This window comes from Enterococcus crotali (genome assembly GCF_000633635.1).
GTDB lineage: Bacteria > Bacillota > Bacilli > Lactobacillales > Enterococcaceae > Enterococcus_L > Enterococcus_L crotali.
Genome location: NZ_AYPQ01000001.1, coordinates 754,817 through 778,866, shown reverse-complemented (window position 1 = coordinate 778,866; position 24,050 = coordinate 754,817). Strand labels below are relative to the sequence as shown.

The following is a 24,050-nucleotide window of genomic DNA, read 5'->3' as shown; positions in this document are numbered from 1 at the left end:
GCGGTTTCATTTTGACTCACGCTTTTTTTATGAAATTAACATTTACAGATAATTTACGTGTGATAAGTTGAACATAAACATTGCTTTTTTCTAAAAAGGTTGTATACTTGAGGTGTACAAAAATTTAATAAAGGTTCGTCTTCAGGGGCAGGGTGCAATTCCCGACCGGTGGTTATAGTCCACGACCTACTTCATTTGAAGTGGCTGAATTGGTGAAATTCCAATACCGACAGTAAAGTCTGGATAAAGAAGATAGAGCTTATTTGAATTGGCATTTTTCAGATAAGATAACTCTACTCTATTTCCCTGTAGGAAAATAGAGTTTTTGCTGTGACTTGCTGTGAATCACTACGACTGGCCAAAAGACAGAGTAGATGATGAACAGTACTTGGCGAACGAAGAGAGCGAAGTTACCGTACTAGTAAATCACAATAAAGTATTTTAGTGCCATCTATTTTAAGAGCTCAAGCTTCAAAAATGGTAGGACAGAGTAAATGATGAATAAAACATCATGCCTAACCAATCAAATGGTAACTAAGTGTAAATCACTTGCGTAACGAGATATTTTAGCTGTAATAATTACAGAACGTATATCGCTTGATGAAGCAGCGCCTCACAGTCAATGAAGAGAAATCACTGAAAAAGTTAATTTAGAAAAGTTCGTTTGAAGATGGGTCCTTAACAGGAGGATTTCATATGCGAAACAACAAGGTACAAAAAATGGTAAGTGTAGCAATGTTAGCAGCAATCGGTGTGGTATTACAGTTTGTGGCGTTTCCAATCATACCGTCGCTGAATTTTTTGAAATCGATTTTAGTGACATCCCAGTTATGATCAGCATGTTCTTATTCGGTCCTTTAGCCGGAATCAGTACAGCTTTTATAAGATCTCTGTTGCATCTCTTTACAACTGGAGCATCACCACAAAATTTAGTAGGAGATGCGGCTAGTTTTTTTGCAACGGTTGTCTTCACACTACCGATGTATTACTTTTTCAAACGAGGAAGCGAAAAGCTTTCAAATAAAATTTTAGGTATTACTACAGGAATACTCACCTTAACAGTTTTCATGGGCGTAGCAAATTATTTTGTGATCACACCCCTTTATTTAAAGATATTTGGCGTATCATCAGGACAATATTTAGGTATGTCACTAGCAAAATACGTTACGATTGGAATTGTTCCATTTAATCTGATCAAAGGCGCCATTGTAAGTGCTGTTTTCTTAGTCTTGCATGCAAAGCTTTTACCTTGGCTTTCTCGAAAACAATATCAATTAGGCAATAAAAAAACAATAACGAAGTAAAATATGCAGATAAATTGAAAAGAGCGCACATCAAAACTAATCTTTAGTTTTGATGTGCGCTCTAAACCTGAGTAAACGGCGAGAAAAAACAGCCCATTCGGAAATAAAATGGAATTCACCAAAAGTTGAAAACACTAAGTAGGAATCATTCAACATCGGAATGAAAAATCCCGTTTTTCAGGTCATTTCTGTGAAATCCCTCTTATTTCTCGGAGCTGAACGCTTTTGACTCGCCTTTTTTTATTGTCAAAACAAAAAATTCTAATTATAGAAAGGTTTCTGATAAAATAAACTAGTCAAGAACGAGAGGAGAAATAAAATGAAAAAATGGCAAAAACGACTACTTTGGTTTTTAGGTGTAGTTGTAACAGTGATTTTAGTGGGATTATTTTATATAAAAACCATTACATATACACCCACAACAAACGCGATAGAGGCCTCAAAAAAAGCGGAAAACGAAAATGGTCTACTATATTTTAAAGGTGATAAAGAAAAACCAGCACTTATTTTCTATCAAGGAGCTTTGGTTGAAAATACAAGTTACAGTATCTGGGCGGAAAAAGTAGCCCAAGCTGGATTTTCAGTTTATCTTGTAGATGAGCCTTTAAACCTAGCTGTTTTAGGGCAAAATAGAGCACAGCAAGTGGTTCATGACAACCATCTAACTAATTATGTGATAGGTGGTCATTCCCTAGGTGGTGTCATGGCTAGTCGTTTTGCAGCTGAACAAGAGTCGCAGGAGGCGTTAAACGGGGTCTTTTTCTTAGCTAGCTACCCTGATGAAAAAGGGAGTCTGTCAAAATTTAAAGGTCAAGTTTTGTCGTTAACTGGATCTGAGGATGGTGTTTTGAACTGGCAGGCTTATGAGAAAGCAAGACAATATTTACCAAAGCAAACGGTGTTTCAGGAAATCAAGGGTGGAAACCATGCTGGATTTGGCAGTTACGGCGCACAAAAAGGGGATAAGCCAGCTTTGATGAACAATGATGAACAACAAGAGGAAGTCGCTCATCAACTCATCAAGTGGTTAAATACAGTCGATTAAACAGTTAAAGGAGAAAAATCAGTCTTGCGACAAGTATTTTCTCCTTTTTGCTGTTTGCTATAAAATTCCTCTGATTGCTCGTTATTTTTCTGTGATCTCTATTGCACGAACAGGACATTTGCGGTACGCTATTAACGCGTTGTTTCTTTCTCTTTCAGGAACAAACTCCTGAAAAGCTTCGTTATCATTTTTTAAAATGACGATTCCGTCATCATTATAATCGAAAATTTCCGGTGCATATACTTGGCATAGACCGCAAGCAATACATTTTTCAGGAATTATTTTACATAACATATGAACACATCCTATTCTATCATTGAAAGAGGTGGAAATATGGAACCTTTCTTTATTTTAGCTTTATTTCAACACGGATACAAGGCACGAACCTCAACATTGTATCATCTTTTAAAAGGCAAACGAACGAGTTCTGTATTGCTTTATGGCTTTTTATATGAAAATCTACAGTTTTTTCAGCTATTTCCAACATTAACTGAAGTAGAATTCCGTTCGATAATAACTGGTCTGATTAAGCAAAAGTTATTGCAGCAAACGGCTGACGGTGAAGCTCAGATTACGGCTAAGGGGCAACAAGCTATAAGTCAATATCGAGACCGTTTTTCTCGAATCAACAATTATCATTTTGGCAAAACAGACGAAATGATCTGGCGACTACTACAATTCACGGTACAAGTCGTCTCTCATTTATCGTATACGAATAAAAACTACATTCCTCTTGAGCAATCACCATTGTACCAAAGACAAGTAAAAATGTATTTAAAATCAATGCCGAAAGCCCAATTGATCAAAACAACCAAGCGAGAATGGACTCAAATTTTTGCTGAGTTATCTAAAGAAGAAGCTAATTATTTTACAAGACAATTTTCAGGCTATCAACAAATCGGCAAAACATCATTTCAATTAATGGATGTTCAGAGGAATGCATTTGACCGCTTTCTATTCTCAAAAGAAAAACTACATTATTTATTGTATACGATCGAGCAAATGCCAGAAGGTAGTTTTTTAAGAGCATTGATTCTACCATTGATCAAACAAAATGAAAACAAAAGTATGAATGAAACAAAGGTGTACTTAAAGCGGCTCCACTCAGTAGACAAACTGGCTGAACAAAGAAAAGTAAAAATAAGTACAATCAAAGATCATCTTATGGAGCTTGCGTTGACGGATGATGTTCCTTTTGATTCTTTTATAACAAAAAAGACTTCAGATTTTTTACTAGAATTCTCGAAACCTTATCAAGATTGGTCCTATCGATCATTAAAGCAACTCAATCCAGAACTTGATTATTTTGAATTTCGTTTATATCAAATCCAAAAACTGAGAGAAGAAAGAGAAGCTAGCCAATGAACATTGACTTAGAAGAACAACTATATAAAAACTTTGGTTTTCGTACATTTAAACCAGGACAAAAAGCTGTAATCGAACAGCTATTAAAAAAACAAGATACGCTAGCGGTTTTACCTACTGGAACGGGAAAATCTTTATGTTATCAATTTGTAGGTCAACTGATCGAAGGAACGGTTCTTATTGTTTCTCCGTTATTATCATTAATGGAAGATCAAGTAATTCAACTGCAAAAAAAAGGTGAGACACGGGTAATCGCATTAAACAGTAGTCTGTCTTTTTTAGAAAAGCAATATGTATTGACTCATTTAAGCAAGTATAAATTTATTTTGATCAGTCCGGAAACACTGACTCAAAAAGAGGTCAGACTTAAAATCGCCAGCTTAAACATTGCATTGTTTGTAATCGATGAAGCTCATTGTGTCTCTCAATGGGGTGTGGACTTTCGACCCGAATATACAAAATTGGTTGGCATACAAGAAGAATGTGGCTATCCCTTGACTCTGGCCTTGACAGCAACTGCGACGCCTGCTGTAAAAAAAGAGATTCTTAAGCAAGTATTTACACAGCGCAAGGAGATTTCTGAAGTACTATTTTCAGTAGATCGACCGAATATTGGCTTGATTGTGGAACAAACAACGGAAAAAGATGACACCTTGATTTCTTATCTAACACAACTGAAAAAGAAAGGAATCATTTATTGTGCAACAAGAAAAACAGCTGAAAAGATCAATCGACTAATTAAAGAGACGACGACCCTGAAATCGGCATTTTATCATGGCGGGCTAACAGCAAACGAACGTAGTCTTCTACAGCAACAATTTGTCTCGAATCAATTAGATGTTTTATGCGCGACAAATGCTTTTGGAATGGGAATCGATAAACCTGATGTACGATTTGTACTTCACTACGATTGTCCGGATAGTCTAGAAAATTATGTTCAAGAGATTGGTCGTGCCGGACGTGATGGACAAGCAAGTCTAGCGGTTTTACTCTATCAAAAAGGGGACGAATCCATCCATTATTACTTTCAATCGGAAAGCCGTCTAGATCGAGAACTATTAAATGGACTGAATGTAAATGAGTTAGAAAAAGTCGAACATCTATTACCTGAATTAAATGAAATCCAACAAAAATGGCTACAAGGTTATTTAGAAAAAGAATATACACTTGAAGAGCTAGAGCAGAAATTATTAAGAAAAGAGAAAGAACGGCAACAACAACTAAGTGTTATGTTAGACTATATCAATGAAGCAAAGTGCCGTCGTACATTCATTCGGCAGTATTTTTCAGAAAAAGTCGACGGAATAAAACAAGAAAATTGTTGTGATCGATGCGGCTTATCCTTTGACAATTACAAAGACCAAATAGTACAATCACCAGAAGAAAACGAAATCTCCGAACAGTGGGAGGACATTTTGATAAGATTATTTAAAGAATGAAAATAATCTTTTTTTAGACTGCAGTTGATAAAAAGCTGTGGTATAATAGCAAACGAGAGAATTTTAGGAGGAACGATACGTGAGTAAAAAAGATAAGAAAAAGCCATCAGGAGCTCGTGAACCTTGGGAGCAATCAATTTATGATACGGATAAGAATGCTGGAGGTTCCCGTTCAGAAAAACGTCAACAGAAAAAAGGCAATACAGTTTTTCTAACTATTTTAGTTATCTTATTACTATTAATTATCACTTTGCCAGTGGGAACGTATCTTTATGTGATGAGAGACAAACCTAACGATAACAAAGAAGCAAGTAAGCCATCATCCTCTGTTGTGGTACAATCATCAACAAAAGACAGTTCAACACAAGCTTCAACGCAAGCACCAGCAGCGTCAGAATCTGCCGTTGACGGGCAAAGCAGCGTACCGCAAGAAACAACGCCGACAAGTGAAGCAGCAGAAGTGTACACAGAAGTATTGAATGGAGAGGGACCAAATCAAGTTGCGACAAGAAATGGAATCTCAACAGAAGAATTATTACAATTGAATGGGTTAGGTGCAGACGCCATGCTGCAACCTGGACAATCCTTACGTATTAAATAACAAATCAAGTAAGGAGTGAGATAGCAGCAATTTTGATCTCAGTCTTTACTTTTAAGGGTCTGAAACAAAACACGTGATGTTTTGTACCAGACTCTTTTACTATGTGACAAACAAAGGAGTTCATTATGAAAAAGATCAGTATTGCTATCGATGGGCCAGCATCATCTGGCAAAAGTACAGTAGCAAAGATTTTGGCAAAAAAATTGCATTATGTTTATTGTGACACAGGAGCGATGTATCGTGCATTAACTTATTTGGCAATTCAAAAAAATATCGATTTTGAAAATGAACAAGGCTTAGTTGAACTATGCCTTGACCACACAATTTCTTTCAAGCAAACAGAAAAAGAACAACTCGTTTTTATTGACGGAATCGAGGTAACAGAAGCAATCAGACAACCGAATGTGACGAACGCTGTGTCAATCGTCGCAAAACATGGCGCTGTTCGCAAAAAAATGGTAGAACTTCAGCAAATGATTGGTCAAAAAGGCGGTGTCGTCATGGATGGTCGTGATATTGGAACAGCCGTGTTACCTGATGCACAAGTTAAAATATTTTTAGTTGCTAGTGTGGAAGAACGCGCTGAAAGACGCTTTAAGGAAAATCAGGAAAAAGGAATCATGACTGATTTTGATACATTGAAACAAGAAATCGAACATCGGGATTATCTTGATTCAACTAGAGAAGTGTCACCTTTAAAACAAGCGGTAGATGCTGTAAAAATCGATACGACTGGAATGAATATAGAAGAAGTTGTAAAGGCAATTGAAGAGGTCATTGTAGCGAAAAGTTAAGGATTTATATATTGTAATAAAATAGCTGCAAAGGAAGTATGACTACGTGAAAGTTATACTTTCTTTGTCTTAAAGCAAGAAAATAACTTCTTATTTCAAAGAAAAAAAAGAAAATGAGAGAAATCGCTTTATTTTTTTAGTAAAATCCCGTACTATTAAGGGAGTAGGTCAGTTTTTTACGAATTTTTTGGTGGCATAGGAGGATAATTTCATGACAGAAGACAAAAAAGTGGAAATCAGCAATGAAACAATGGAAGATGCAATGAATAGTGTCCAAGAAGTGAGTGTTGGCGACATCGTTAAAGGTGAAGTACTTGCAATTGAGGACAAACAAGTTGTTGTTGGTATCGAAGGTGCAGGCATTGAAGGTGTTGTACCAGCAAAAGAACTATCAACTACACAAGTAGAAGATATCAACGAATTAGTGAGTGTTGGTGACATCTTAGATTTGGTTGTTATCACATCAATTGGTAAAGATAAAGAAAATGGCAGTTATTTACTTTCTAAACGTCGTTTGGATGCTAAAAAAGTTTGGGAAGAAATCGAAGCAGATTTCCAAGCTGGCAAGATCATCGAAGCGCCCGTTACTAATGTTGTAAAAGGCGGTTTAGTTGTTGACGTTGGTGTTCGAGGATTTGTTCCAGCATCAATGGTGGAAGACCATTTTGTTGCTGATTTTTCAGAATACAAAGGACAAACACTAACATTTAAGATTATTGAGATTGAGCCTTCAGAAAACCGTTTGATTTTATCTCATAAAGCTGTTGTAGCAGCAGAGAAAAACTCTAAGAAAAAAGACATCTTAGCAACACTTCATGATGGAGATATCGTAGAAGGAAAAGTCGCTCGTTTAACTGACTTTGGTGCCTTTATTGATTTAGGCGGTATTGATGGACTAGTTCACGTTTCTGAAATTGCGCATCAGCATGTTGGTAAACCAAGTGATGTATTAATAGTAGGTGATGATGTAAAAGTCAAAATTCTTTCAATCAATCCAGATGAAGAGCGAGTTTCTCTATCAATCAAAGAAACTTTAGCTGGACCATGGGAGGATATCGAAAACAAGGCAGCCGTGGGATCTGTTCTTGATGGAACAGTCAAACGCTTAACTAGTTTTGGTGCATTTGTTGAAGTATTCCCAGGAGTTGAAGGATTAGTTCATATTTCTCAAATTTCACACAAACATATTGCAACACCTCATGAAGTGTTACAAGAAGGCGATGCAATACAAGTGAAAGTTTTAGAAGTTAATCCAGATGAACACCGCATCGCATTGAGTATCAAAGCTTTAGAAGCAAAACCTGAATCTCAAGAAGAACCGAAAGATGTTCAAGAATATGAGTTGCCAGAAGAAAATACTGGTTTCACAATGGGCGATATCTTAGGTGATGCTTTAAAAGCACAAGATTCTGATTCAGAATAATTCTTAATTGAATTTGTAAAGAGGCTGGGTCAGAAGTGTTTGCTTCTGATCCAACCGTTTATTCAGATTTAGAGTCCGGAACAAAACTGATTTTTAGTTTTTGTCCCGGACTCTTTTTTTATCGTAAATATGCGAAAAGACTAGGACAATGATAAGAAATCACATTGTCTTAGTCTTTTTTACAATTCAGTTAAACATAATGGTGCAATAACCATTTGATTCTCAAGGATAACTATTTTTGTCCCTCGCATATTTTAATAGGAGATCAATGATAGATTACTCGTAAATCAGCTGGTATATGTTCGCCACGATAATGTTTACGGAATTGGTGTGGTGATTGACCTACTTTTTTCTTAAATAGTTTACTGAAGTACGTAGCATCGATATAGCCGACGGTCCCAGCAATTTCAGTGATTGATTCTTCTGTTTTCATTAATAATTGTTTTGCCTTTTCGATTCGGTATGTTGTTAAATAATCAATAAAATTCATACCGACTGCCTCTTTAAAGAAGCGACTAACATAGTGACGGTTTAGGTGCATGATATCAGCTAAGGTAGTCAAATTTATTTCCTCATTGTAATGATCATGAATATAATCCAGAATCGTGTTGATCTGCTCTTTAGCCAAGACGGTAGGTTTATTGTTCAATACATCCATCAAAGAAACTTGATTAAGAGACTTAACAGAGCGATCGATAGCAAATTTAAGCTCATTGAAATCAATAGGTGTTAATAAATAATCAATCACACCACATCGTAAAGCTTGGTGAATACTTTGGAAATTATCTCGTTCAGTCAATATGATAACTTTAATATTTGGCAATTGTTGAACGATTTTACGTTTCACGATAAAACCATCGATATCTAAGTGATCGATTGCAATTAAAAGAATTTCCGGAAGAAGCTTTTCAGAAATAGCTAGTGCTTCTTGCTCCGTCATTGCAGGAGGTAAAACTTTTATATTCATAAAGGAATCGTTGATAGATTGTTGAAGTGTTTGCTGTTCATTTGCATCGTTACTGACAATCAATAATCGGCACATAGTAAACCCTCTTTTCTTTGATGAGATAATAGTCCTTCAGTTTGTGAAATCCACCTTACTACTCTATAATACCCTGAATAAACTCGGCTTTCAAGTGTAATTGTTTGTGAAAAAAATACGTAAAAAGGTAAATTTTGTCCATAATCTTCTTAAAATATTCCCTAACAAATTGGGTTAAATAGATTAAAATGAATTTGTAAGCGGTTAACAAATAAAGCACAACATTATTTTAGAAATGAACGATTCAAAAGTAGTGGAAGTTGAATTATAAAAAAAGGAGTGTTTAATATGACTGAAGAAATCAAAGTACAAGAAATTGAAACATTAGTCGAAACAGCAAAGAAAGCACAAGCTAAATATGAGAACTTTACACAAGAACAGGTAGATGCAATCGTAAAAAACGTCTATCAAAAAACACTTGATAATGCAGAAAAATTAGCTGTTTCAGCGAATCAGGAAACAGGTTTTGGAAAAGTTTCTGATAAAGTAATCAAAAATACCTTCGCAAGTGAGCAAGTATATGAAAGTATCAAAGATCTGCCTACCGTTGGTGTGATTAACCGTCGAAAAGAAGAGAAAATCATTGAAATCGGCATTCCATTAGGTGTAGTAGCCGGCTTGATTCCGTCAACAAATCCAACTGCAACAGTTATTTTCAAATCATTGATTGCGTTGAAAACTAGAAACGCTATTATTTTTTCTCCACATCCAAAAGCACTAAAATCGATTCTAATGGCCGCAGATATAATTGAGCAAGCTGCAGTTGAAGCTGGAGCGCCAGCCGGATTAGTTCAGGTAATAAAGGAACCTACATTAGAAGCAACAAGTGCCTTAATGAAACATGAAAATATTTCGTTGATTCTCGCAACAGGCGGTAAAGCAATGGTGCAAGCAGCTTACAGCTCAGGTAACCCAGCAATTGGAGTAGGGCCTGGAAATGTTCCTGCATTGATCGATGCAACAGCTGATGTTACAAATGCGATTGATTGCGTAGTCAGCAGTAAAACGTTTGATAATGGAATTATCTGTGCCTCAGAGCAAGCACTTGTTGTAGATAAAGCTGTGAAAGAAGCAGTGATCGAACAATTAAAAGCAAAGAAAGCCTATTTTATGAATGAAGAGGAATCAGCAAAAGTCAGTCAATTTATTTTGAGAGAGACAGGAACACTAAATCCAGATATTGTTGGAAAAAGTGCTTCAGATGTTGCAAAATTAGTTGGAATTTCTGTACCAGAAGAAACGTCAATTTTAATTTCAGAACAGTCAGAGATCGGACATCATAATCCGTACTCAAGAGAAAAATTAACACCGATCTTAGGATTATTTACCGTTGATACTTTTGAAGCAGGTGTGGAAACATGTAAAGCTTTACTTGCGAATGAAGGAACTGGTCACACTGCAGTGATCCATACGACAAAAGACGCTAATGCAGAAACATTTGGCTTGCAAATGAAAGCATCACGTATTTTAGTCAATACATTGGGTGCCTTAGGGGCAATTGGTGCAACAACAAAATTGGCGCCTTCAATGACACTAGGTTGTGGCGCAATGGGTGGAAGCAGTACAACGGATAATGTAACGGCTCATCATTTGATGAATGTAAAACGTATTGCGTATGGTGTTGAATAAATAAAAACCAACTGATTTAAATTAAAATATCCTGTAATTGTCAAACATGTTAAGTGACAATTACAGGATATTTTTGTACTTAATGCTTTAATTTACTTATTTCACTAGTTTTTCTTGCATCTTAGACAAGCTTTAGGTAAACTAGTAAAGATTGAAAACTTGTCAAGGAGGTAATTTGAATGGCAAATCCAACAATTGCAATTGTCGGGCGCCAAATGTTGGGAAATCGACGATTTTTAACCGTATAGCTGGTGAAAGAATTTCTATCGTAGAAGATACACCAGGTGTAACAAGAGACCGTATTTATGCCACAGGAGAGTGGCTGGGACGTGAATTTAGTATTATTGATACAGGTGGTATCGAACTAAGTGACGAGCCATTTATGGAGCAAATCAAGCATCAAGCTGAAATCGCTATTGAAGAAGCAGATGTCATCGTTTTTGTCGCAAGTGGTCGTGAAGGTGTGACAGATGCAGATGAATTAGTAGCAAAAATTTTATATCGCAGTAATAAACCAGTAATTTTAGCTGTAAATAAAGTTGATAACCCTGAAATGAGAAATGATATCTATGAATTTTATTCTTTAGGCTTAGGTGATCCATTCCCTATTTCCGGAAGTCATGGTTTAGGGATCGGTGATGTTTTGGATGAAGCAGTTAAACATTTTTCAACTGAAATCGAAGATGAAGATGAAGATACGATCAAATTTAGTTTGATTGGACGTCCGAATGTGGGTAAATCGTCATTGATCAATGCGATTCTTGGTGAAGATCGTGTGATTGTTTCAGAAATTGAAGGAACAACGCGTGATGCAATCGATACCCGTTTTGAATCAGAAGATGGACAAAAATTCTTGATGATCGATACAGCTGGCATGCGTAAACGTGGGAAAGTCTATGAGTCCACAGAAAAATACAGCGTGATGCGTGCAATGCGTGCCATCGAGCGTTCAGACATTGTTTTAATGGTCCTAAACGCTGAAGAGGGCATTCGTGAACAAGATAAGAAAGTTGCCGGCTATGCTCATGAAGCAGGCCGCGGTATTATTATTGTTGTCAATAAATGGGATACAGTTGAAAAAGAAACAAATACGATGCGTGACTTCGAAGAGAGATACGTGAAGAATTCCGTTATCTTGATTATGCACCGATCATTTTTGTATCAGCATTAACAAAACAGCGCTTGAATAAATTACCAGAATTGATTGAATTAGTTAGTATGAATCAAAATTTACGCATTCCATCCGCTTTATTGAATGATGTAGTGATGGATGCAATCGCAATCAATCCAACCCCAACAGATAAGGGTAAACGTTTGAAAGTTTTCTATGGAACACAAGTAGCGATCAAACCGCCGACATTTGTTATTTTTGTGAATGAAGAAGAATTGATGCATTTTTCATATGCTCGATTCTTAGAAAATCAAATTCGCAAGGCATTCACTTTTGAAGGGACACCAATCAAAATCATCCCAAGAAGACGAAAGTAGAGCATTTTACCATACTTGTTTCAAATGTACAAATAAATTCATTGAGTTATAAAAAAAAATGATATTTTTAGAAAAAACTGGTTAAAACGCATCAAAAACCTTGCTATTACAAGCTTCCTATGATATCGTGATAACAGAATATTGATCCAATTCAATATTTGTGCGTGATTTTTGGACCACTCAAAAATAAACGTAAAGTAGATATCTTTTAGATATCCTATCCCTTGTGGAGGAGGTGAAATAATCCATGGCAAATAAAGCAGAATTAATCGAAAACGTTGCATCTTCAACTGGTTTAACTAAAAAAGACGCAACTGCAGCAGTGGATGCTGTATTTTCAACAATCCAAGAATCTCTTGCTAAAGGTGAAAAAGTTCAATTAATCGGTTTTGGTAACTTTGAAGTACGCGAACGTGCGGCTCGTAAAGGACGTAACCCACAAACTGGTAAAGAAATTCAAATCGCTGCAAGTAAAGTACCTGCGTTCAAACCAGGTAAAGCCTTGAAAGATGCTGTTAAATAAGACAGTTCTTAGAACCCTTGATTATTCAAGGGTTCTTTCTTTATTTATTGATGTGGTTAGTTAGTGCTGGTTTTGGCTCTTTTAGCACTTCTAGGAAGAGTCTCAATCTAATCGATGAATCTCTCACTAGCTAAGGAACAGACTGCTTAGACTGCATAAAAACAAAGTCTGAAATGATTTAAAAGATGAGAGGCGATATTTTTTCGTGTCACTTAAAATAAAACTGAACCTATTTACCGAGACTTAATAGTCTATCAAATAGGAAACAAGTTTACCATTGTTTTTTACAGGAAGTAGTTGATAGAAGAAAAGAGAGCTTAGGAGCTCTCTTTTTTCACTATCAACTAAGGATTTTTGTCCATTAGTTTTTACCAATGGCTAAGGAATAATTAGCTATGTGACAAAACAAATCATGTAACTATGAACATTGTAGCGTGCTAATTATTCTAATTACGACTGAATCACTCTGTTTCTTAAAAACAGTAAAACTGTAAGAATTGCGCTATTTTTCTTAGAAGTCATCTGTTTTGCGAAACAAGTTTAGTATAAACCAAAAATAAGAATTTTTTACATAAAAATAATAGAATATAGATAGATGATTGTGAATCAATAATGCTCGTTCTTTAAGAAAATTAAAAGAACAAACGTCTTTAATCAAGAATCGTTGTGTTTTCGAAAAATAAAAAATCCTCCCTCTTTCTGTTTTACGACAACTAATGGTAAAATGTAGAAGAGGAGTGTTATCGATGGAACTAGTTTATAAGAAAAATCAGTTACAGACGTCAATTTTCTATGGGGAAACCTTTGCCTCACAGATTAAATCAGCAGCATTTGAGGATAGACATCTTTTTTTGATTACAAATCAACGCTATTATGATTTATTCTCAGAGAAACTGATCCAGCTTTTTGATGACAAACAAGAATTAGATTGGTATATTTGTAAGAACGACTCTCATTGTAACAATATGAATGAGTTGGAAAATATAGTAACTTTTTTAGCAGATTTTGATCAGCAACAATCATTTCTTTTTTTAGGTGTTGGCAATGAAGGGGTTGTTCAGCTAACAAATTTCCTACATGAAACCTCTATACTTGCTTCTGATTGTTGGCTCTTACCGTTGTCGATCCGATCATTAAGTAAAAGTTTGATTGCTGAGGCCCAAATAGAATTAAAGAATCATCCCGTTTTAAAACGCTCAGTACTAGCAGAAAGAATTATCTATGATCATACCTTAACAACAGATTATGGCGAGGGGAAATTAGTTGATTTTCTTGTTTTTATTCGTTGTGGTTTGGTTTGTAGCCATGATTTTTTACGAATGCTTTTTAAAAACTATAGTGATATAACTCGTTTAAGCCAACAATCCTTTAACGGTATGTTGGATGAAATGATTCGTTACTATGAAAAAGAAGGACAAACAATCGACCAATTCGGAGAACTTTTTGAGCATGGCTTTTTAGAAACAACAAATGGGCATTTACTTTCCGGCCATATGAAACGATTTTTAGGCTGTTTATTACAGTTGCTTTGGTCTCAAGAAATCAACCATTTTTCATTTCATTATAAAAATTTTATAATCTGGTTGATCCGTTTAGGGTTTCCGGTTGATTTTCCAGAACAAATTTTAGTCAGTGATTATGTGGAAGGTGTTTTAACGTGTGTAGATCGGGGTGAAATGGCTGCTCTATTGAAAGAAGTAGGCAAGCTTGACTCTATGCAGTCACCCACAACAGAAGACTTATTAGCAACCGTAGAAAAATATAAAACTATTTTAAAAGAGATTAGAGGATAAAAAATGACAACTTATAGTGAAAAAATGTTACAAGCATTACATGAAGAAGAGTTGGCTCAAGCACAATTGATGCTGGCAGAAGCCATTAGAAAAGACGATGATGACACACTTGCTGATTTAGGTGAAGAATTATTGTCACTTGGCTTTTTAGAAGAAGCAAAACTAGTTTTTGACCACTTATTGACGATTTTTCCTGAGGCAGATGGGTTGAATATTCCCTTAGCAGAAATTGCAATTGAAAATAATTTGATTGACGATGCGTTTGTCTATTTGGAAAAAGTAGGGAAAGATAGTGATAGTTATGTCCAAAGTTTACTTGTAACGGCAGATCTATATCAAGTGATCGGTATACCCGAAGTAAGCGAAGCAAAATTAAAAGAAGCACAAAGATTAATGCCAGATGAGCCATTGATTTTATTTGCGTTAGGTGAATTGTATTTCTCTAACGGACAGTTCCAAGAAGCTTCTGCTGCGTATCAAGAATTACTTGAAGGGCAAGTAACAGAAATTTCCAGCATCTCGATCAACGAACGTTTAGGAAGTTGTTACAGCATGTCAGGTGATTTTGAAGAGGCTATCCCATTTTTAGAAAAGGCTTTAGAGGAAGGTCAGACTGATGATCGTTTATTCCAATTGGCTTTTACTTATCTTCAACTACATGAAAATCAAAAAGCAATTGCACTGTTGCAACAATTAAGAGCATTAAACCCGCATTATCAATCTGTCTACTTATCTTTAGGCGAAGCGTTACAAGAAGAAGAACAGTTAGAAGAAGCTCGGACAGTTCTAGCTCAAGGGATCAAAGAAAATCCATTTCAGGTGGATCTATATCAATTAGCCTCTGAAAATGCTTACCGATTGCACGATATAGAACAAGCAGAAGCTTTGCTAAAACAAGCACTAGAGCTTGGCGAAAAGACTGATGAAACCCGACTTACATTAAGTAATTTGTATTTGAATGAAAACAGGTTCGATGAAGTTATCGATGTTGTACAACAGATGGAAGAGCAAGGTCATCCATACGGAGAATGGAATTTAGCTCACGCCTATAACGAACTGGAAGAGTTTGATTTAGCAAAAGTCCATTATGAACAAGCCTACCAAGAGCTTTCACATGAACCTGAATTTTTAAAAGAGTATGCTGTTTTTCTACGTGAAGAAGGCCAATTAGAAAAAGCCAAGGAGCTGTTGCAACACTATCTTCAACACGAGCCAGGGGATAATGAAGCTCAATCCCTATTAGATGATATTGAAGAAAGATAGGTGATAAGATGTTTGTCAATGTCGCAGAAAAAAAAGATTTTTTAATTTGGCTAGTTAATAATATTTCATTTAGCCAAAGAGAAGTGTTATGGATTTTAAATTATTTGATCAATCATGAAGCTATTTTAAATAATGTTCATTTTATTGAGCAAGCAGATAAAGCGAGTCGTGGGTTAAAGGTCACATCAAAGGAAATGGAGGATGATCCTATTCGTTTATTTTTATCAGGAAAAGAATTCACGGATACTGATCAAATCTTTCACGAAATCAGAATGAATTGGAAAGAAGCGCTTTATGTAGAATGTGTGTTTGATGGCTCTTGGCAAAATAGTCAGTATTTATCGATTTTAGAGGACAATCCGTATGCTCGTTGGAATGAGCAAGTGAGTGAAGATGTAATTGAAAGTATTAATGAATTCTTTGCTCATGAAGAGAAACAGGCAAAGCTAGATTTATTGTATAGTCAAATCGATTTAGCCTTAGAAGATAATAATTATGAAGCTTTTTTAGAGTTAACCGATGAATTGAATCGGTTGAAGAAATAAAAAAGGTGTGGTAGCGTAACAAACGTCTATCTCACCTTTTTTTAGTTGTGCTAATTCAATTGTTTTTTTCTTTTAAAGAGCATTCTTACTGGTCTGGCGTAGGTAAATCCTTCACCGATGGCTTCGTGAACGTTGATGACTGAAATGAATGCTTTTTCATCTAACTCATGGACAATGCGTTTGATTTCTATGATTTCACTTGGACTGACAACGACATAAAGGACTTTTTTATCTACTTGAGAATAGCCGCCTTGACCATCTAAATAAGTTACACCACGTTCTAACAGCGCCATGATCACTTCACCGATATCTTCAGAATGATCTGAAATCACTAAGATCCCTTTAGCTGCATAAGCACCATCTAAGACCGAATCAACAACTTTACTGAAAACAAACGAAACGATCAGCGTATACATCATCCGTTTTACGTCAATATAGCTCAAAGAAAGAATTAGAACTAAAATATCAAAAATCAATAAGGAACGTCCCATGCTGATACCATAATTTTTCTCCAAGATACGTGCAACCACGTCAGTCCCACCAGTTGTTCCACCTACACGATAAACTAAACCACTACCGATACCTGCTGCGAGTCCAGCAAGTAAGGAGGCAATTAATAAATCATGATCTAAATTGACTTCTATTGGGAATCGTTGCCATAACCATAAAAAGACTGATAAGGCTACCGTTCCTAAAATCGTATAATAAAATGAGTGCTTGCCTAAAATTTTCCCGCCAATCAAAATCAATGGAATGTTGATGATCAAGGTCGAATAAGCTGGATCGATATAAAAAAGTGCACGTAAAATCAAGGTGATCCCAGTTACTCCGCCTTCTGCTAAATCATTTGCAATATTAAATGTTACTAAACCGAAAGCATAAAGACATGTGCCTGCTAAAATCAACAAAACGTCTTTAACATAAAACTTTTTTTCTTCAATCATAATGATCACTCCTAACACATATTGAACAGATGTTGATTAACTTCATACCCGAAAGTCCTTATCCAGTACTCACTTTATCATTCTCAATATAAAACAACAAGCAGAACCTTTTCAGATGGCGCAGTTTTTGATAAGATGTGTAGTAGAAAGGTTGGGGTAAAATGAAAGACGAAAATCAATCTCTGCATTCTATGCAAGAAGAAGTGGATACCTATATCCAGCAATTTAAAACGGGTTATTTTTCTCCATTAAGCCAAATGGCACGCTTGACAGAAGAAGTAGGTGAGTTAGCGCGAGAGATCAATCACTATTATGGTGAAAAACCTAAGAAAACAGATGAAAAACCTAAGACAGTTTCAGAAGAGTTAGGTGATGTCTTGTTTGTCACGATGATCATGGCTAATTCATTAGATATAGATCTAACAGAGGCATTTCAAAAAAATATGGATAAATTCAATCAACGAGATAAATATCGTTTTGAACGAAAGGATGGGCAAACAAATGATTAAAATTTTAGTCGCAGGTTTTAAAGGGAAAATGGGGACAACTGCAACAAAGATGGTTTTAAATCATGAAGGATTTGAATTGGTTGGGGTACTAGATCCCTTTGAAGAAAATAACAACCTTAATGAGTTAATAGAGTATCCGGCAATCGATGTACCAATTTTTAAAACGAAAGAAGACGTTCTTTCGGCTCAACCAGACGTTTGGATCGATTTTACTATTCCAAAAGTTGCCTATGAAAACACACGTTTTGCTATAGAACATAACATTTCTCCGGTTGTAGGAACAACCGGGCTAACAGAAGCGCAATTAGCTGAGTTAACTACTCGTTCAGAGACGTTGAAAGTCGGCGGGCTGATCGCACCTAATTTTGCTGTAGGTGCAGTTTTAATGATGCAATTTGCACAAAAAGCGGCAGAATATTTCCCAGATGTCGAAATTATCGAGTTACATCATGACAATAAATTGGATGCACCAAGCGGGACTGCGATCAAAACGGCTGAGATGATGAGTGAAGTTCGAAAGAAAAAAATACAAGGTCACCCAGAAGAAAAGGAATTGATTGAAGGAGCACGCGGTGCTGATTTTGAAGGCATGAAAATCCACAGTGTTCGCTTACCGGGAATGATCGCCCACCAGCAAGTGCAATTTGGCGGAGTTGGAGAAGGCTTGACAATCAGACATGATTCATATGATCGAAGTTCGTTTATGACTGGTGTGGCTTTGGGTTGTGAAAAAGTTGTTCACCTAGATAAATTAGTTTATGGGTTGGAAAATCTATTATGAAACTAGCTGTCATACCAGATGAATTTACACGAGCGACTAGTGTGCTAAAGGAAATTCAGGCACATGGATTTGAAGCCTATTTTGTTGGCGGAAGTGTGCGTGATGCCTTATTAGACCAACCGATTCATGATGTAGATATTGCGACTAGCGCATATCCAGAAGAAATCAAACAAATTTTCCACCGTACGATCGATGTAGGGATCGATCATGGGACGGTTCTTGTTTTAGTTGGTGAAGAGCAATACGAGATTACAACGTTTAGAACGGAATCTACTTATCAGGATTTTAGGCGTCCAGATCAGGTGACCTTTGTCCGTTCTTTAAAAGAAGATCTTAAACGTCGAGATTTTACGATCAATGCCTTAGCGATGGATGTTGATGGTGAAATCATCGATTTGTTTGATGGCATGCTCGATTTGGAGCAAAAAATCATTCGTGCAGTGGGAAATCCTAAAGAACGTTTTCATGAAGATGCCCTTCGTATGATGCGTGGATTGCGATTTGCTAGCCAGCTAGATTTTACGATCGAAACCAATACACTATTTGCTATTGAAGAATTTCATCCATTGTTAGAAAAAATTTCTGTCGAACGAATTGCAGTAGAGTTTATTAAACTTTTATTGGGGAAAAATAGACGAGCTGCCTTGCTGCCGTTTATCGAAACGGAGTGCTATCAATACTGCCCAGGATTAAAAAAATTTGGCGAAGCATTATTTAACTTTTCTGAATTGCCCAATAGGCAGATCAAAGATGAAAATCAAGCTTGGACTTTATTGATTCATACAATGGGACTAAAAGAAAATGACATTCGTAGCTTTTTAAAATCGTGGAAACAATCAAATCAACTGATTCAAGAGGTACAAATGCTGATTTTTGGGTTAAATAAACGTCTTTTAGGTGATTGGCAAGTGATGGATTTGTTTAATTTAGGTATGGATGCTGTACTATCAGTAGAAAATCTATTGTATTATTATGACCAAAAGAGTAAAATTGAAGAAGTCAAAGACCGTTACTTACGTTTGCCGATCCATGATAGAAAGCAACTTGCTATTACTGGGAATGATTTGTTAGACTATTTTGATAAAAAACCTGGGAAATGGTTAGGCGATATGATTGAAACTCTAGAAACTTCTGTCGTAAATGGTCAAATCACAAATGACAAAGAATTACTGATTGCATACGCTAAAAATATAATCAATAAGGAGTGAGAGCCGTGGAAGAATTTTCGAAAGAGTTTGTTGTTGATATAAAAGATACTGCCAAAGAGATCGGTTCCGGTGATTTGGATGTCTTAGCTACACCTGCAATGATTGCAATGGTGGAAAATACAGCAAAAGAATATCTGCACAAACACTTAGCTGCAGAAGAAACAAGTGTGGGTACAGTGATTGATGCTAAACATTTACGACCATCTAAAGTTGGAGCAACAATCAATGTTAAAGTCAAAGTCGATTCACAAGAAAAAACGAAAATCAATTTCTCTTTTGAGGCTTACGATAATGATCAAATCATAGCTGTAGGAACCCATCAAAGGGCTGTTATCTTAACCGATGTTTTTTTAAGTAAATTAGCTAACAATAAGTAATGAAGCGAATGGTGTGACCTGAGAAGAAAGTTATGCTAAACTTAATTTGTAGTAATTATTTTAGAATGAGGAGACTTATATTATGAGTAGAGAAATGACAGGATTGAAATTTTATTTTAGAAATGGTGAAACTTGGACAATTGGCCGCCGTTTTATTGGTGATCTATGGATCAAACAAATCACTACAAGTTTTGGTCGTATCCACGGAAGCGAATTTATGGAAATCCATCCATGTGAAGGCTTTAAAATCGAAATTTTCCAAGAAGGTGATCATGTTCAAACGCATGATATCAACCTTGGCGGACTAGAATTAGGAATGTTTGCTCGCGCTTTAAAATATGAAGATATTGAACGTATGGAAATTTTATACAAAACTGGCACACCAGATTTGGTTTACTTCCCATACAAAGACAAAACTGACGAAGGTTTAGATAATGTCTACCAATCTACTAAAGTCAGCGAAAAAACAAAAAGCTTATACATCGTGATTGATCCAACACAAACAGTTGATGACGTATATGGTGAAGAACTTTAATAAGTAATTGATATAGCCGTAGATTTCTTTATTAAAAGAGTCTGCGGTTTTTTTGCTCACGATCATTGGAGGTGTTCTGAATGAAAGCAGTTGAATTGTCATTTAATGCAAATCACGCGAGTTTAGAGGTGAAAAAAGAGGTAGGGGTACCAATTAGAAAAAAGGGCGAGTTACTGATCAAAGTTTCTGCTGCTGCGGTCAATCGAACTGATTTAGTTGCTAAAGAAACAGGGGGTTTACCTAAAGGAAACCCGATTTTAGGTGTTGAAGTTTCTGGAACAGTTATAGAGAGTGATTCGCTACAGTTTCCTTGTGGTACACGCGTCATGGGACTTGTAAATGGCGGTGGTTATGCGGAATATGCTGTGATGCAAGTTGGAAATGCCATGCCGTTATCTGAATCGTTAACATTTGAAGAAGGCGCTGCAATTCCTGAGGTCTTTCTTACTGCGTATCAAACCTTATTTTGGCTAGGGAAATTAAAGGAGACAGAGTCAGTATTGATTCATGCTGGCGCTAGTGGAGTAGGAACAGCTGCGATTCAGTTGGTTAAACAATTAACTGATGCTAAAATATTCGTCACTGCAAGTTCGCCAGATAAACTTGAGCTATGTCAGAAATTGGGTGCGGATGTTCTGATTAACTATCATGAAGAGGACTTTAGCAAAAGGATTCTTCATGAAACAAACGATCAAGGCGTCAATGTGATTTTAGATTTTATCGGAGCTTCCTATTGGGAGCAAAATTTAGCAAGTATTGCTGTCGATGGTCGTTTCATTCTTATAGGTATTCTAGGCGGTTCGGTTGTTCCAAAAGTTGATCTGATGACATTATTGCAAAAAAGAGTCACAGTTGAAGGAACGTTGCTCACTCCACGAAGTGATGCATACAAGGCTGAGCTGACAAGAGAATTTTCAGTAAAGACAAACAAACTATTTGCTACAAACAAACTAAAACCAATTATCGATTCTACATTTAAACTTGAAGATGTAGAAGAGGCTCATCAACGGATGGCTGCAAACAAAAATAAAGGGAAAATCATTTTAAAAATTAGGGAGTAGCAAGCGTATTGACATGAAAATAGATCATTATTTTAAATTTGCTGAGAAAAAAATGTTGACACTGAGTTTTAGTAGGTATATACTGAGAACAATTCTTAAATAAATCAGTTACGGAGTGATTCATATGACAATCATGAAGCATAACCATATACAACTGAATAATTATTACTTTAGCTATTTTAGATGAGTTTGTATTCATAACATTATGGATGCAGACTAGCAAGTTTGTATCTATGATGGCTAGGGGATTTTGAGATGACTTTCAGCCGCGTAGATGAGAAAATCTATAGTGGCTTTTATATTACCTATTTTTTGTGAGGTGTTCACTGTAGATTTCTTTCTGAAAATCTACGTGAACACCTTTTTGTTTGAATAAAAACACTTTTGAGGAGGAACTAAAATGGAAAATCAGATTACAGGCTATACGAGACTGGCTGCATTATTCGCTACACCGATTCGTCACAGTGTTTCACCAATGATTCATAATACAGCTTTTCAAGCGTTGGGGATTGACGCAGTATATCTTGCTTTTGAAGTGGGAACAGAGGGGTTAAAACAAGCAATCGATTCAATCAGAAATTTGGATATGATGGGTGCAAACCTTTCCATGCCAAATAAAATCTTAGCTGTGGAGTATATGGATGAGTTAAGTGAGGCAGCTCGTTTGATTGGGGCAGTCAACACTATTACTAATGATCATGGTAAGTTAACTGGACATAACACCGATGGTACTGGGTTTATGCGAAGCTTACAAGATCTTTCTGTGGATATCGTTGGTAAAAAAATGACGATCATTGGAGCAGGTGGTGCGGCTACAGCAATCATTGTTCAAGCGGCCTTAGATGGTGTCAAAGAAATAACAGTGTATAATCGAAAAGATGATTTCTATGACAAAATCAAAGAGAAATTAGCCTATATTTCAGATAATACTAACTGCGTCATAACGTTGCATGATTTATCGGATGAAAATAGCTTAGCGACAGATGTAGCAGAAAGTGCACTCTTGCTAAACGCTACAGGAGTGGGCATGAAACCGCTAGAAGAGCAAACACCAATTCAAGACTTTTCTATCATCAGACCAGACTTAGCTGTTTGTGACGTTATCTACACACCAAGAGAAACAGAATTTCTTAAACAAGCCCGCCTACGTGGTGCTAAAACGAATAATGGTTTAGGTATGCTGCTTTATCAAGGAGCGGCTGCATTTGAAAAATGGACCGGACAAGAAATGCCGATAGATATCGTAAAACCAATTATTGAAAACAACTAAATTAAAATGGATTGAAGGAGAGAACAACAATGATCGTAATTATGAAATCAGAAGCAACAAAGGCACAAATTAAATCGGTGATCGAACGAGTAAAAAAAGAAGGACTGGAAGTTCACTTAAGTGAAGGGAAAGAGCAAACAATCATTGGTTTAGTTGGTGATACTAGAAAAATGCAGGATGTAGCATTCAATAGTTACGATGGTGTTGAAAATGCCGTTAGAATTTCATTGACATACAAATTAACAAGTCGGGAATTTCATCCGGAAAACACTGTTGTCGATGTTGATGGCGTTAAAATAGGCGATGGTAGTATGACAATGATGGCAGGACCATGCTCAATCGAAAGCCTAGATCAAATTCGCGAATGCGCTAGAATTGCTAAAGCAGGTGGGGCAACCGTTTTACGAGGTGGAGCCTTTAAACCAAGAACATCTCCATATGCTTTTCAAGGTTTAGAAGAAGAAGGGTTAAAATACATTCGCCAAGCAGCAGACGAATTTGATATGAAAGTCATTACAGAGGTTATGGATGAGGCCCATATCGATATGATTGCGCAATACAGTGATATTTTACAAATTGGCGCTAGAAATATGCAAAACTTTAAATTATTACAAGCAGTGGGAAAAACAGGTAAGCCAATTGGCTTAAAGCGTGGTATTTCTGGTACAATTGATGAGTGGTTGAATGCAGCCGAATATATCGCTGCACAAGGTAACTTCAATGTAATTTTTATTGAACGCGGTATTCGCACATATGAAACAGCAACGCGAAATACACTTGATCTAAGTGCCGTTCCATTGATTAAAAAATTAAGTCATTTTCCAATTATTGTTGATCCTAGTCATGGCGTAGGGATTTGGGATCTTGTTCCTCCAATGGCACGAGCTGGTGTTGCTTCTGGTGCGGATGGTTTGATTGTTGAAATTCATCCAGATCCAGTCAACGCTTGGTCTGATGGTCCCCAATCGTTAAACGAAAAAACTTACATGCGTATGATGGAAGAAGTTCACATTATGGAAAAAGCAATGAAAGAAATCAACGCTTTAGGGTAATGGGCTCTTTAAAATAAATGTTAACAGAAGGTTAGTGTTTTCTCTTTAATAAAAAATAG

Annotated in this window: 22 protein-coding genes, 2 pseudogenes and 1 riboswitch; of the genes and pseudogenes, 21 read left to right on the top strand and 3 right to left on the bottom strand. The window is 36.3% G+C overall.

What is annotated here, in order from left to right; translation table 11 throughout:
* The first annotated feature begins 133 nt into the window (after nt 1-133).
* Nucleotides 134-258: riboswitch (FMN riboswitch) on the top strand.
* 438 nt (nt 259-696) lie between these two features.
* Together V192_RS19215 and V192_RS0103660 are read left to right on the top strand one after the other, a co-directional pair.
* Nucleotides 697-1,304: pseudogene (locus V192_RS19215) on the top strand (ECF transporter S component).
* 319 nt (nt 1,305-1,623) lie between these two features.
* Entirely contained in the window at nt 1,624-2,349 is a 726-nt protein-coding gene (locus V192_RS0103660) for an alpha/beta hydrolase (protein ID WP_025868996.1), read from the top strand.
* Between the two features lie 81 nt (nt 2,350-2,430).
* Here V192_RS0103660 and V192_RS0103655 read toward each other — a convergent pair whose 3' ends face one another.
* Nucleotides 2,431-2,643, bottom strand: coding sequence for a ferredoxin (locus V192_RS0103655; RefSeq protein WP_025868995.1), 213 nt, complete (start codon nt 2,641-2,643; stop codon nt 2,431-2,433).
* Between the two features lie 39 nt (nt 2,644-2,682).
* Between V192_RS0103655 and V192_RS0103650 the strand changes: the two genes are divergently transcribed.
* From V192_RS0103650 to rpsA, 5 genes are all read left to right on the top strand, one after another.
* Nucleotides 2,683-3,714, top strand: coding sequence for a YpbB family protein (locus V192_RS0103650; RefSeq protein WP_025868994.1), 1,032 nt, complete (start codon nt 2,683-2,685; stop codon nt 3,712-3,714).
* Nucleotides 3,711-5,153 carry a RecQ family ATP-dependent DNA helicase gene (locus V192_RS0103645; protein WP_029948110.1) on the top strand — a complete coding sequence of 481 codons (1,443 nt, stop codon included), beginning with the start codon at nt 3,711-3,713 and terminating at the stop codon, nt 5,151-5,153. Before V192_RS0103650 ends, V192_RS0103645 begins: the two co-directional genes overlap by 4 nt.
* Nucleotides 5,154-5,232: 79 nt before the next feature.
* The gene (locus V192_RS0103640) at nt 5,233-5,754 is read left to right on the top strand and encodes an SAG1386/EF1546 family surface-associated protein (protein ID WP_025868992.1); all 522 of its coding nucleotides are present in this window, start codon (nt 5,233-5,235) and stop codon (nt 5,752-5,754) included.
* A 125-nt stretch (nt 5,755-5,879) separates the two neighbouring features.
* Complete coding sequence (gene cmk / locus V192_RS0103635) at nt 5,880-6,548, top strand: (d)CMP kinase (RefSeq protein ID WP_025868991.1); 669 nt, start codon at nt 5,880-5,882, stop codon at nt 6,546-6,548.
* Between the two features lie 211 nt (nt 6,549-6,759).
* A complete protein-coding gene (gene rpsA, locus V192_RS0103630; protein WP_025868990.1) occupies nt 6,760-7,971 on the top strand; it encodes a 30S ribosomal protein S1 in 1,212 nt (403 codons plus the stop codon).
* Between the two features lie 265 nt (nt 7,972-8,236).
* Here the strand turns inward: rpsA and V192_RS0103620 are convergent, their stop codons facing one another.
* Nucleotides 8,237-9,013, bottom strand: a complete 777-nt coding sequence (locus V192_RS0103620) for a helix-turn-helix domain-containing protein (protein WP_025868989.1) — start codon at nt 9,011-9,013, stop codon at nt 8,237-8,239.
* A gap of 288 nt (nt 9,014-9,301) precedes the next feature.
* Here V192_RS0103620 and V192_RS0103615 point away from each other — a divergent pair, with 288 nt between their 5' ends.
* The 6 genes and pseudogenes from V192_RS0103615 (at nt 9,302) to V192_RS0103590 (ending at nt 16,254) form a co-directional block, all read left to right on the top strand.
* Nucleotides 9,302-10,642, top strand: coding sequence for an acetaldehyde dehydrogenase (acetylating) (locus V192_RS0103615; RefSeq protein WP_051581922.1), 1,341 nt, complete (start codon nt 9,302-9,304; stop codon nt 10,640-10,642).
* A 179-nt stretch (nt 10,643-10,821) separates the two neighbouring features.
* Nucleotides 10,822-12,130 (top strand): annotated as a pseudogene (der, locus tag V192_RS19210) (ribosome biogenesis GTPase Der).
* Between the two features lie 247 nt (nt 12,131-12,377).
* Nucleotides 12,378-12,653: an HU family DNA-binding protein gene (locus V192_RS0103605; protein ID WP_010761417.1), complete on the top strand. Its 276-nt coding sequence runs from the start codon at nt 12,378-12,380 to the stop codon at nt 12,651-12,653.
* A 746-nt stretch (nt 12,654-13,399) separates the two neighbouring features.
* Nucleotides 13,400-14,446 carry a hypothetical protein gene (locus V192_RS0103600; RefSeq protein WP_025868987.1) on the top strand — a complete coding sequence of 349 codons (1,047 nt, stop codon included), beginning with the start codon at nt 13,400-13,402 and terminating at the stop codon, nt 14,444-14,446.
* A 3-nt stretch (nt 14,447-14,449) separates the two neighbouring features.
* On the top strand, nt 14,450-15,709 hold the full coding sequence (locus tag V192_RS0103595) for a tetratricopeptide repeat protein (RefSeq protein ID WP_025868986.1): 1,260 nt from the start codon (nt 14,450-14,452) through the stop codon (nt 15,707-15,709).
* Nucleotides 15,710-15,717: 8 nt separating this feature from the next.
* Nucleotides 15,718-16,254, top strand: a complete 537-nt coding sequence (locus V192_RS0103590; protein ID WP_025868985.1) for a ReoY family proteolytic degradation factor — start codon at nt 15,718-15,720, stop codon at nt 16,252-16,254.
* A 50-nt stretch (nt 16,255-16,304) separates the two neighbouring features.
* Here V192_RS0103590 and V192_RS0103585 read toward each other — a convergent pair whose 3' ends face one another.
* Nucleotides 16,305-17,198: a YitT family protein gene (locus tag V192_RS0103585; RefSeq protein ID WP_025868984.1), complete on the bottom strand. Its 894-nt coding sequence runs from the start codon at nt 17,196-17,198 to the stop codon at nt 16,305-16,307.
* A gap of 161 nt (nt 17,199-17,359) precedes the next feature.
* On the opposite strand from V192_RS0103585, the gene V192_RS0103580 reads away from it, so the two are divergent.
* From V192_RS0103580 to aroF, 8 genes are all read left to right on the top strand, one after another.
* Nucleotides 17,360-17,707, top strand: a complete 348-nt coding sequence (locus tag V192_RS0103580; protein WP_025868983.1) for a nucleotide pyrophosphohydrolase — start codon at nt 17,360-17,362, stop codon at nt 17,705-17,707.
* Nucleotides 17,700-18,488: a 4-hydroxy-tetrahydrodipicolinate reductase gene (dapB, locus tag V192_RS0103575; RefSeq protein WP_025868982.1), complete on the top strand. Its 789-nt coding sequence runs from the start codon at nt 17,700-17,702 to the stop codon at nt 18,486-18,488. Before V192_RS0103580 ends, dapB begins: the two co-directional genes overlap by 8 nt.
* Nucleotides 18,485-19,696 (top strand): CCA tRNA nucleotidyltransferase, encoded by a 1,212-nt coding sequence (locus V192_RS0103570; RefSeq protein ID WP_025868981.1) that lies wholly within the window; start codon nt 18,485-18,487, stop codon nt 19,694-19,696. The genes dapB and V192_RS0103570 overlap by 4 nt, the downstream gene beginning before the upstream one ends.
* 5 nt (nt 19,697-19,701) lie before the next feature.
* Nucleotides 19,702-20,073, top strand: a complete 372-nt coding sequence (locus V192_RS0103565) for a thioesterase family protein (protein ID WP_025868980.1) — start codon at nt 19,702-19,704, stop codon at nt 20,071-20,073.
* 82 nt (nt 20,074-20,155) lie between these two features.
* Entirely contained in the window at nt 20,156-20,608 is a 453-nt protein-coding gene (locus V192_RS0103560) for a hypothetical protein (protein WP_010772458.1), read from the top strand.
* An 80-nt stretch (nt 20,609-20,688) separates the two neighbouring features.
* Complete coding sequence (locus tag V192_RS0103555) at nt 20,689-21,669, top strand: NAD(P)H-quinone oxidoreductase (protein ID WP_025868979.1); 981 nt, start codon at nt 20,689-20,691, stop codon at nt 21,667-21,669.
* A gap of 400 nt (nt 21,670-22,069) precedes the next feature.
* Nucleotides 22,070-22,939: a shikimate dehydrogenase gene (gene aroE, locus V192_RS0103550; RefSeq protein WP_025868978.1), complete on the top strand. Its 870-nt coding sequence runs from the start codon at nt 22,070-22,072 to the stop codon at nt 22,937-22,939.
* A 29-nt stretch (nt 22,940-22,968) separates the two neighbouring features.
* Nucleotides 22,969-23,991, top strand: coding sequence for a 3-deoxy-7-phosphoheptulonate synthase (gene aroF / locus V192_RS0103545; protein ID WP_025868977.1), 1,023 nt, complete (start codon nt 22,969-22,971; stop codon nt 23,989-23,991).
* Nucleotides 23,992-24,050 lie beyond the last annotated feature (59 nt).

Bases quoted from the DNA above. Each gene is read 5' to 3' on its own strand.
- V192_RS0103620 (WP_025868989.1), bottom strand. From the start codon at position 9,013: ATGTGCCGATTATTGATTGTCAGTAACGATGCAAATGAACAGCAAACA.
- dapB (WP_025868982.1), top strand. From the start codon at position 17,700: ATGATTAAAATTTTAGTCGCAGGTTTTAAAGGGAAAATGGGGACAACT.
- V192_RS0103570 (WP_025868981.1), top strand. From the start codon at position 18,485: ATGAAACTAGCTGTCATACCAGATGAATTTACACGAGCGACTAGTGTG.
- aroF (WP_025868977.1), top strand. From the start codon at position 22,969: ATGATCGTAATTATGAAATCAGAAGCAACAAAGGCACAAATTAAATCG.
- V192_RS0103605 (WP_010761417.1), top strand. From the start codon at position 12,378: ATGGCAAATAAAGCAGAATTAATCGAAAACGTTGCATCTTCAACTGGT.
- V192_RS0103590 (WP_025868985.1), top strand. From the start codon at position 15,718: ATGTTTGTCAATGTCGCAGAAAAAAAAGATTTTTTAATTTGGCTAGTT.
- V192_RS0103585 (WP_025868984.1), bottom strand. From the start codon at position 17,198: ATGATTGAAGAAAAAAAGTTTTATGTTAAAGACGTTTTGTTGATTTTA.
- V192_RS0103650 (WP_025868994.1), top strand. From the start codon at position 2,683: ATGGAACCTTTCTTTATTTTAGCTTTATTTCAACACGGATACAAGGCA.
- V192_RS0103600 (WP_025868987.1), top strand. From the start codon at position 13,400: ATGGAACTAGTTTATAAGAAAAATCAGTTACAGACGTCAATTTTCTAT.
- V192_RS0103555 (WP_025868979.1), top strand. From the start codon at position 20,689: ATGAAAGCAGTTGAATTGTCATTTAATGCAAATCACGCGAGTTTAGAG.
- V192_RS0103655 (WP_025868995.1), bottom strand. From the start codon at position 2,643: ATGTTATGTAAAATAATTCCTGAAAAATGTATTGCTTGCGGTCTATGC.
- V192_RS0103560 (WP_010772458.1), top strand. From the start codon at position 20,156: ATGAGTAGAGAAATGACAGGATTGAAATTTTATTTTAGAAATGGTGAA.
- rpsA (WP_025868990.1), top strand. From the start codon at position 6,760: ATGACAGAAGACAAAAAAGTGGAAATCAGCAATGAAACAATGGAAGAT.
- V192_RS0103580 (WP_025868983.1), top strand. From the start codon at position 17,360: ATGAAAGACGAAAATCAATCTCTGCATTCTATGCAAGAAGAAGTGGAT.
- aroE (WP_025868978.1), top strand. From the start codon at position 22,070: ATGGAAAATCAGATTACAGGCTATACGAGACTGGCTGCATTATTCGCT.
- cmk (WP_025868991.1), top strand. From the start codon at position 5,880: ATGAAAAAGATCAGTATTGCTATCGATGGGCCAGCATCATCTGGCAAA.
- V192_RS0103660 (WP_025868996.1), top strand. From the start codon at position 1,624: ATGAAAAAATGGCAAAAACGACTACTTTGGTTTTTAGGTGTAGTTGTA.
- V192_RS0103595 (WP_025868986.1), top strand. From the start codon at position 14,450: ATGACAACTTATAGTGAAAAAATGTTACAAGCATTACATGAAGAAGAG.
- V192_RS0103615 (WP_051581922.1), top strand. From the start codon at position 9,302: ATGACTGAAGAAATCAAAGTACAAGAAATTGAAACATTAGTCGAAACA.
- V192_RS0103645 (WP_029948110.1), top strand. From the start codon at position 3,711: ATGAACATTGACTTAGAAGAACAACTATATAAAAACTTTGGTTTTCGT.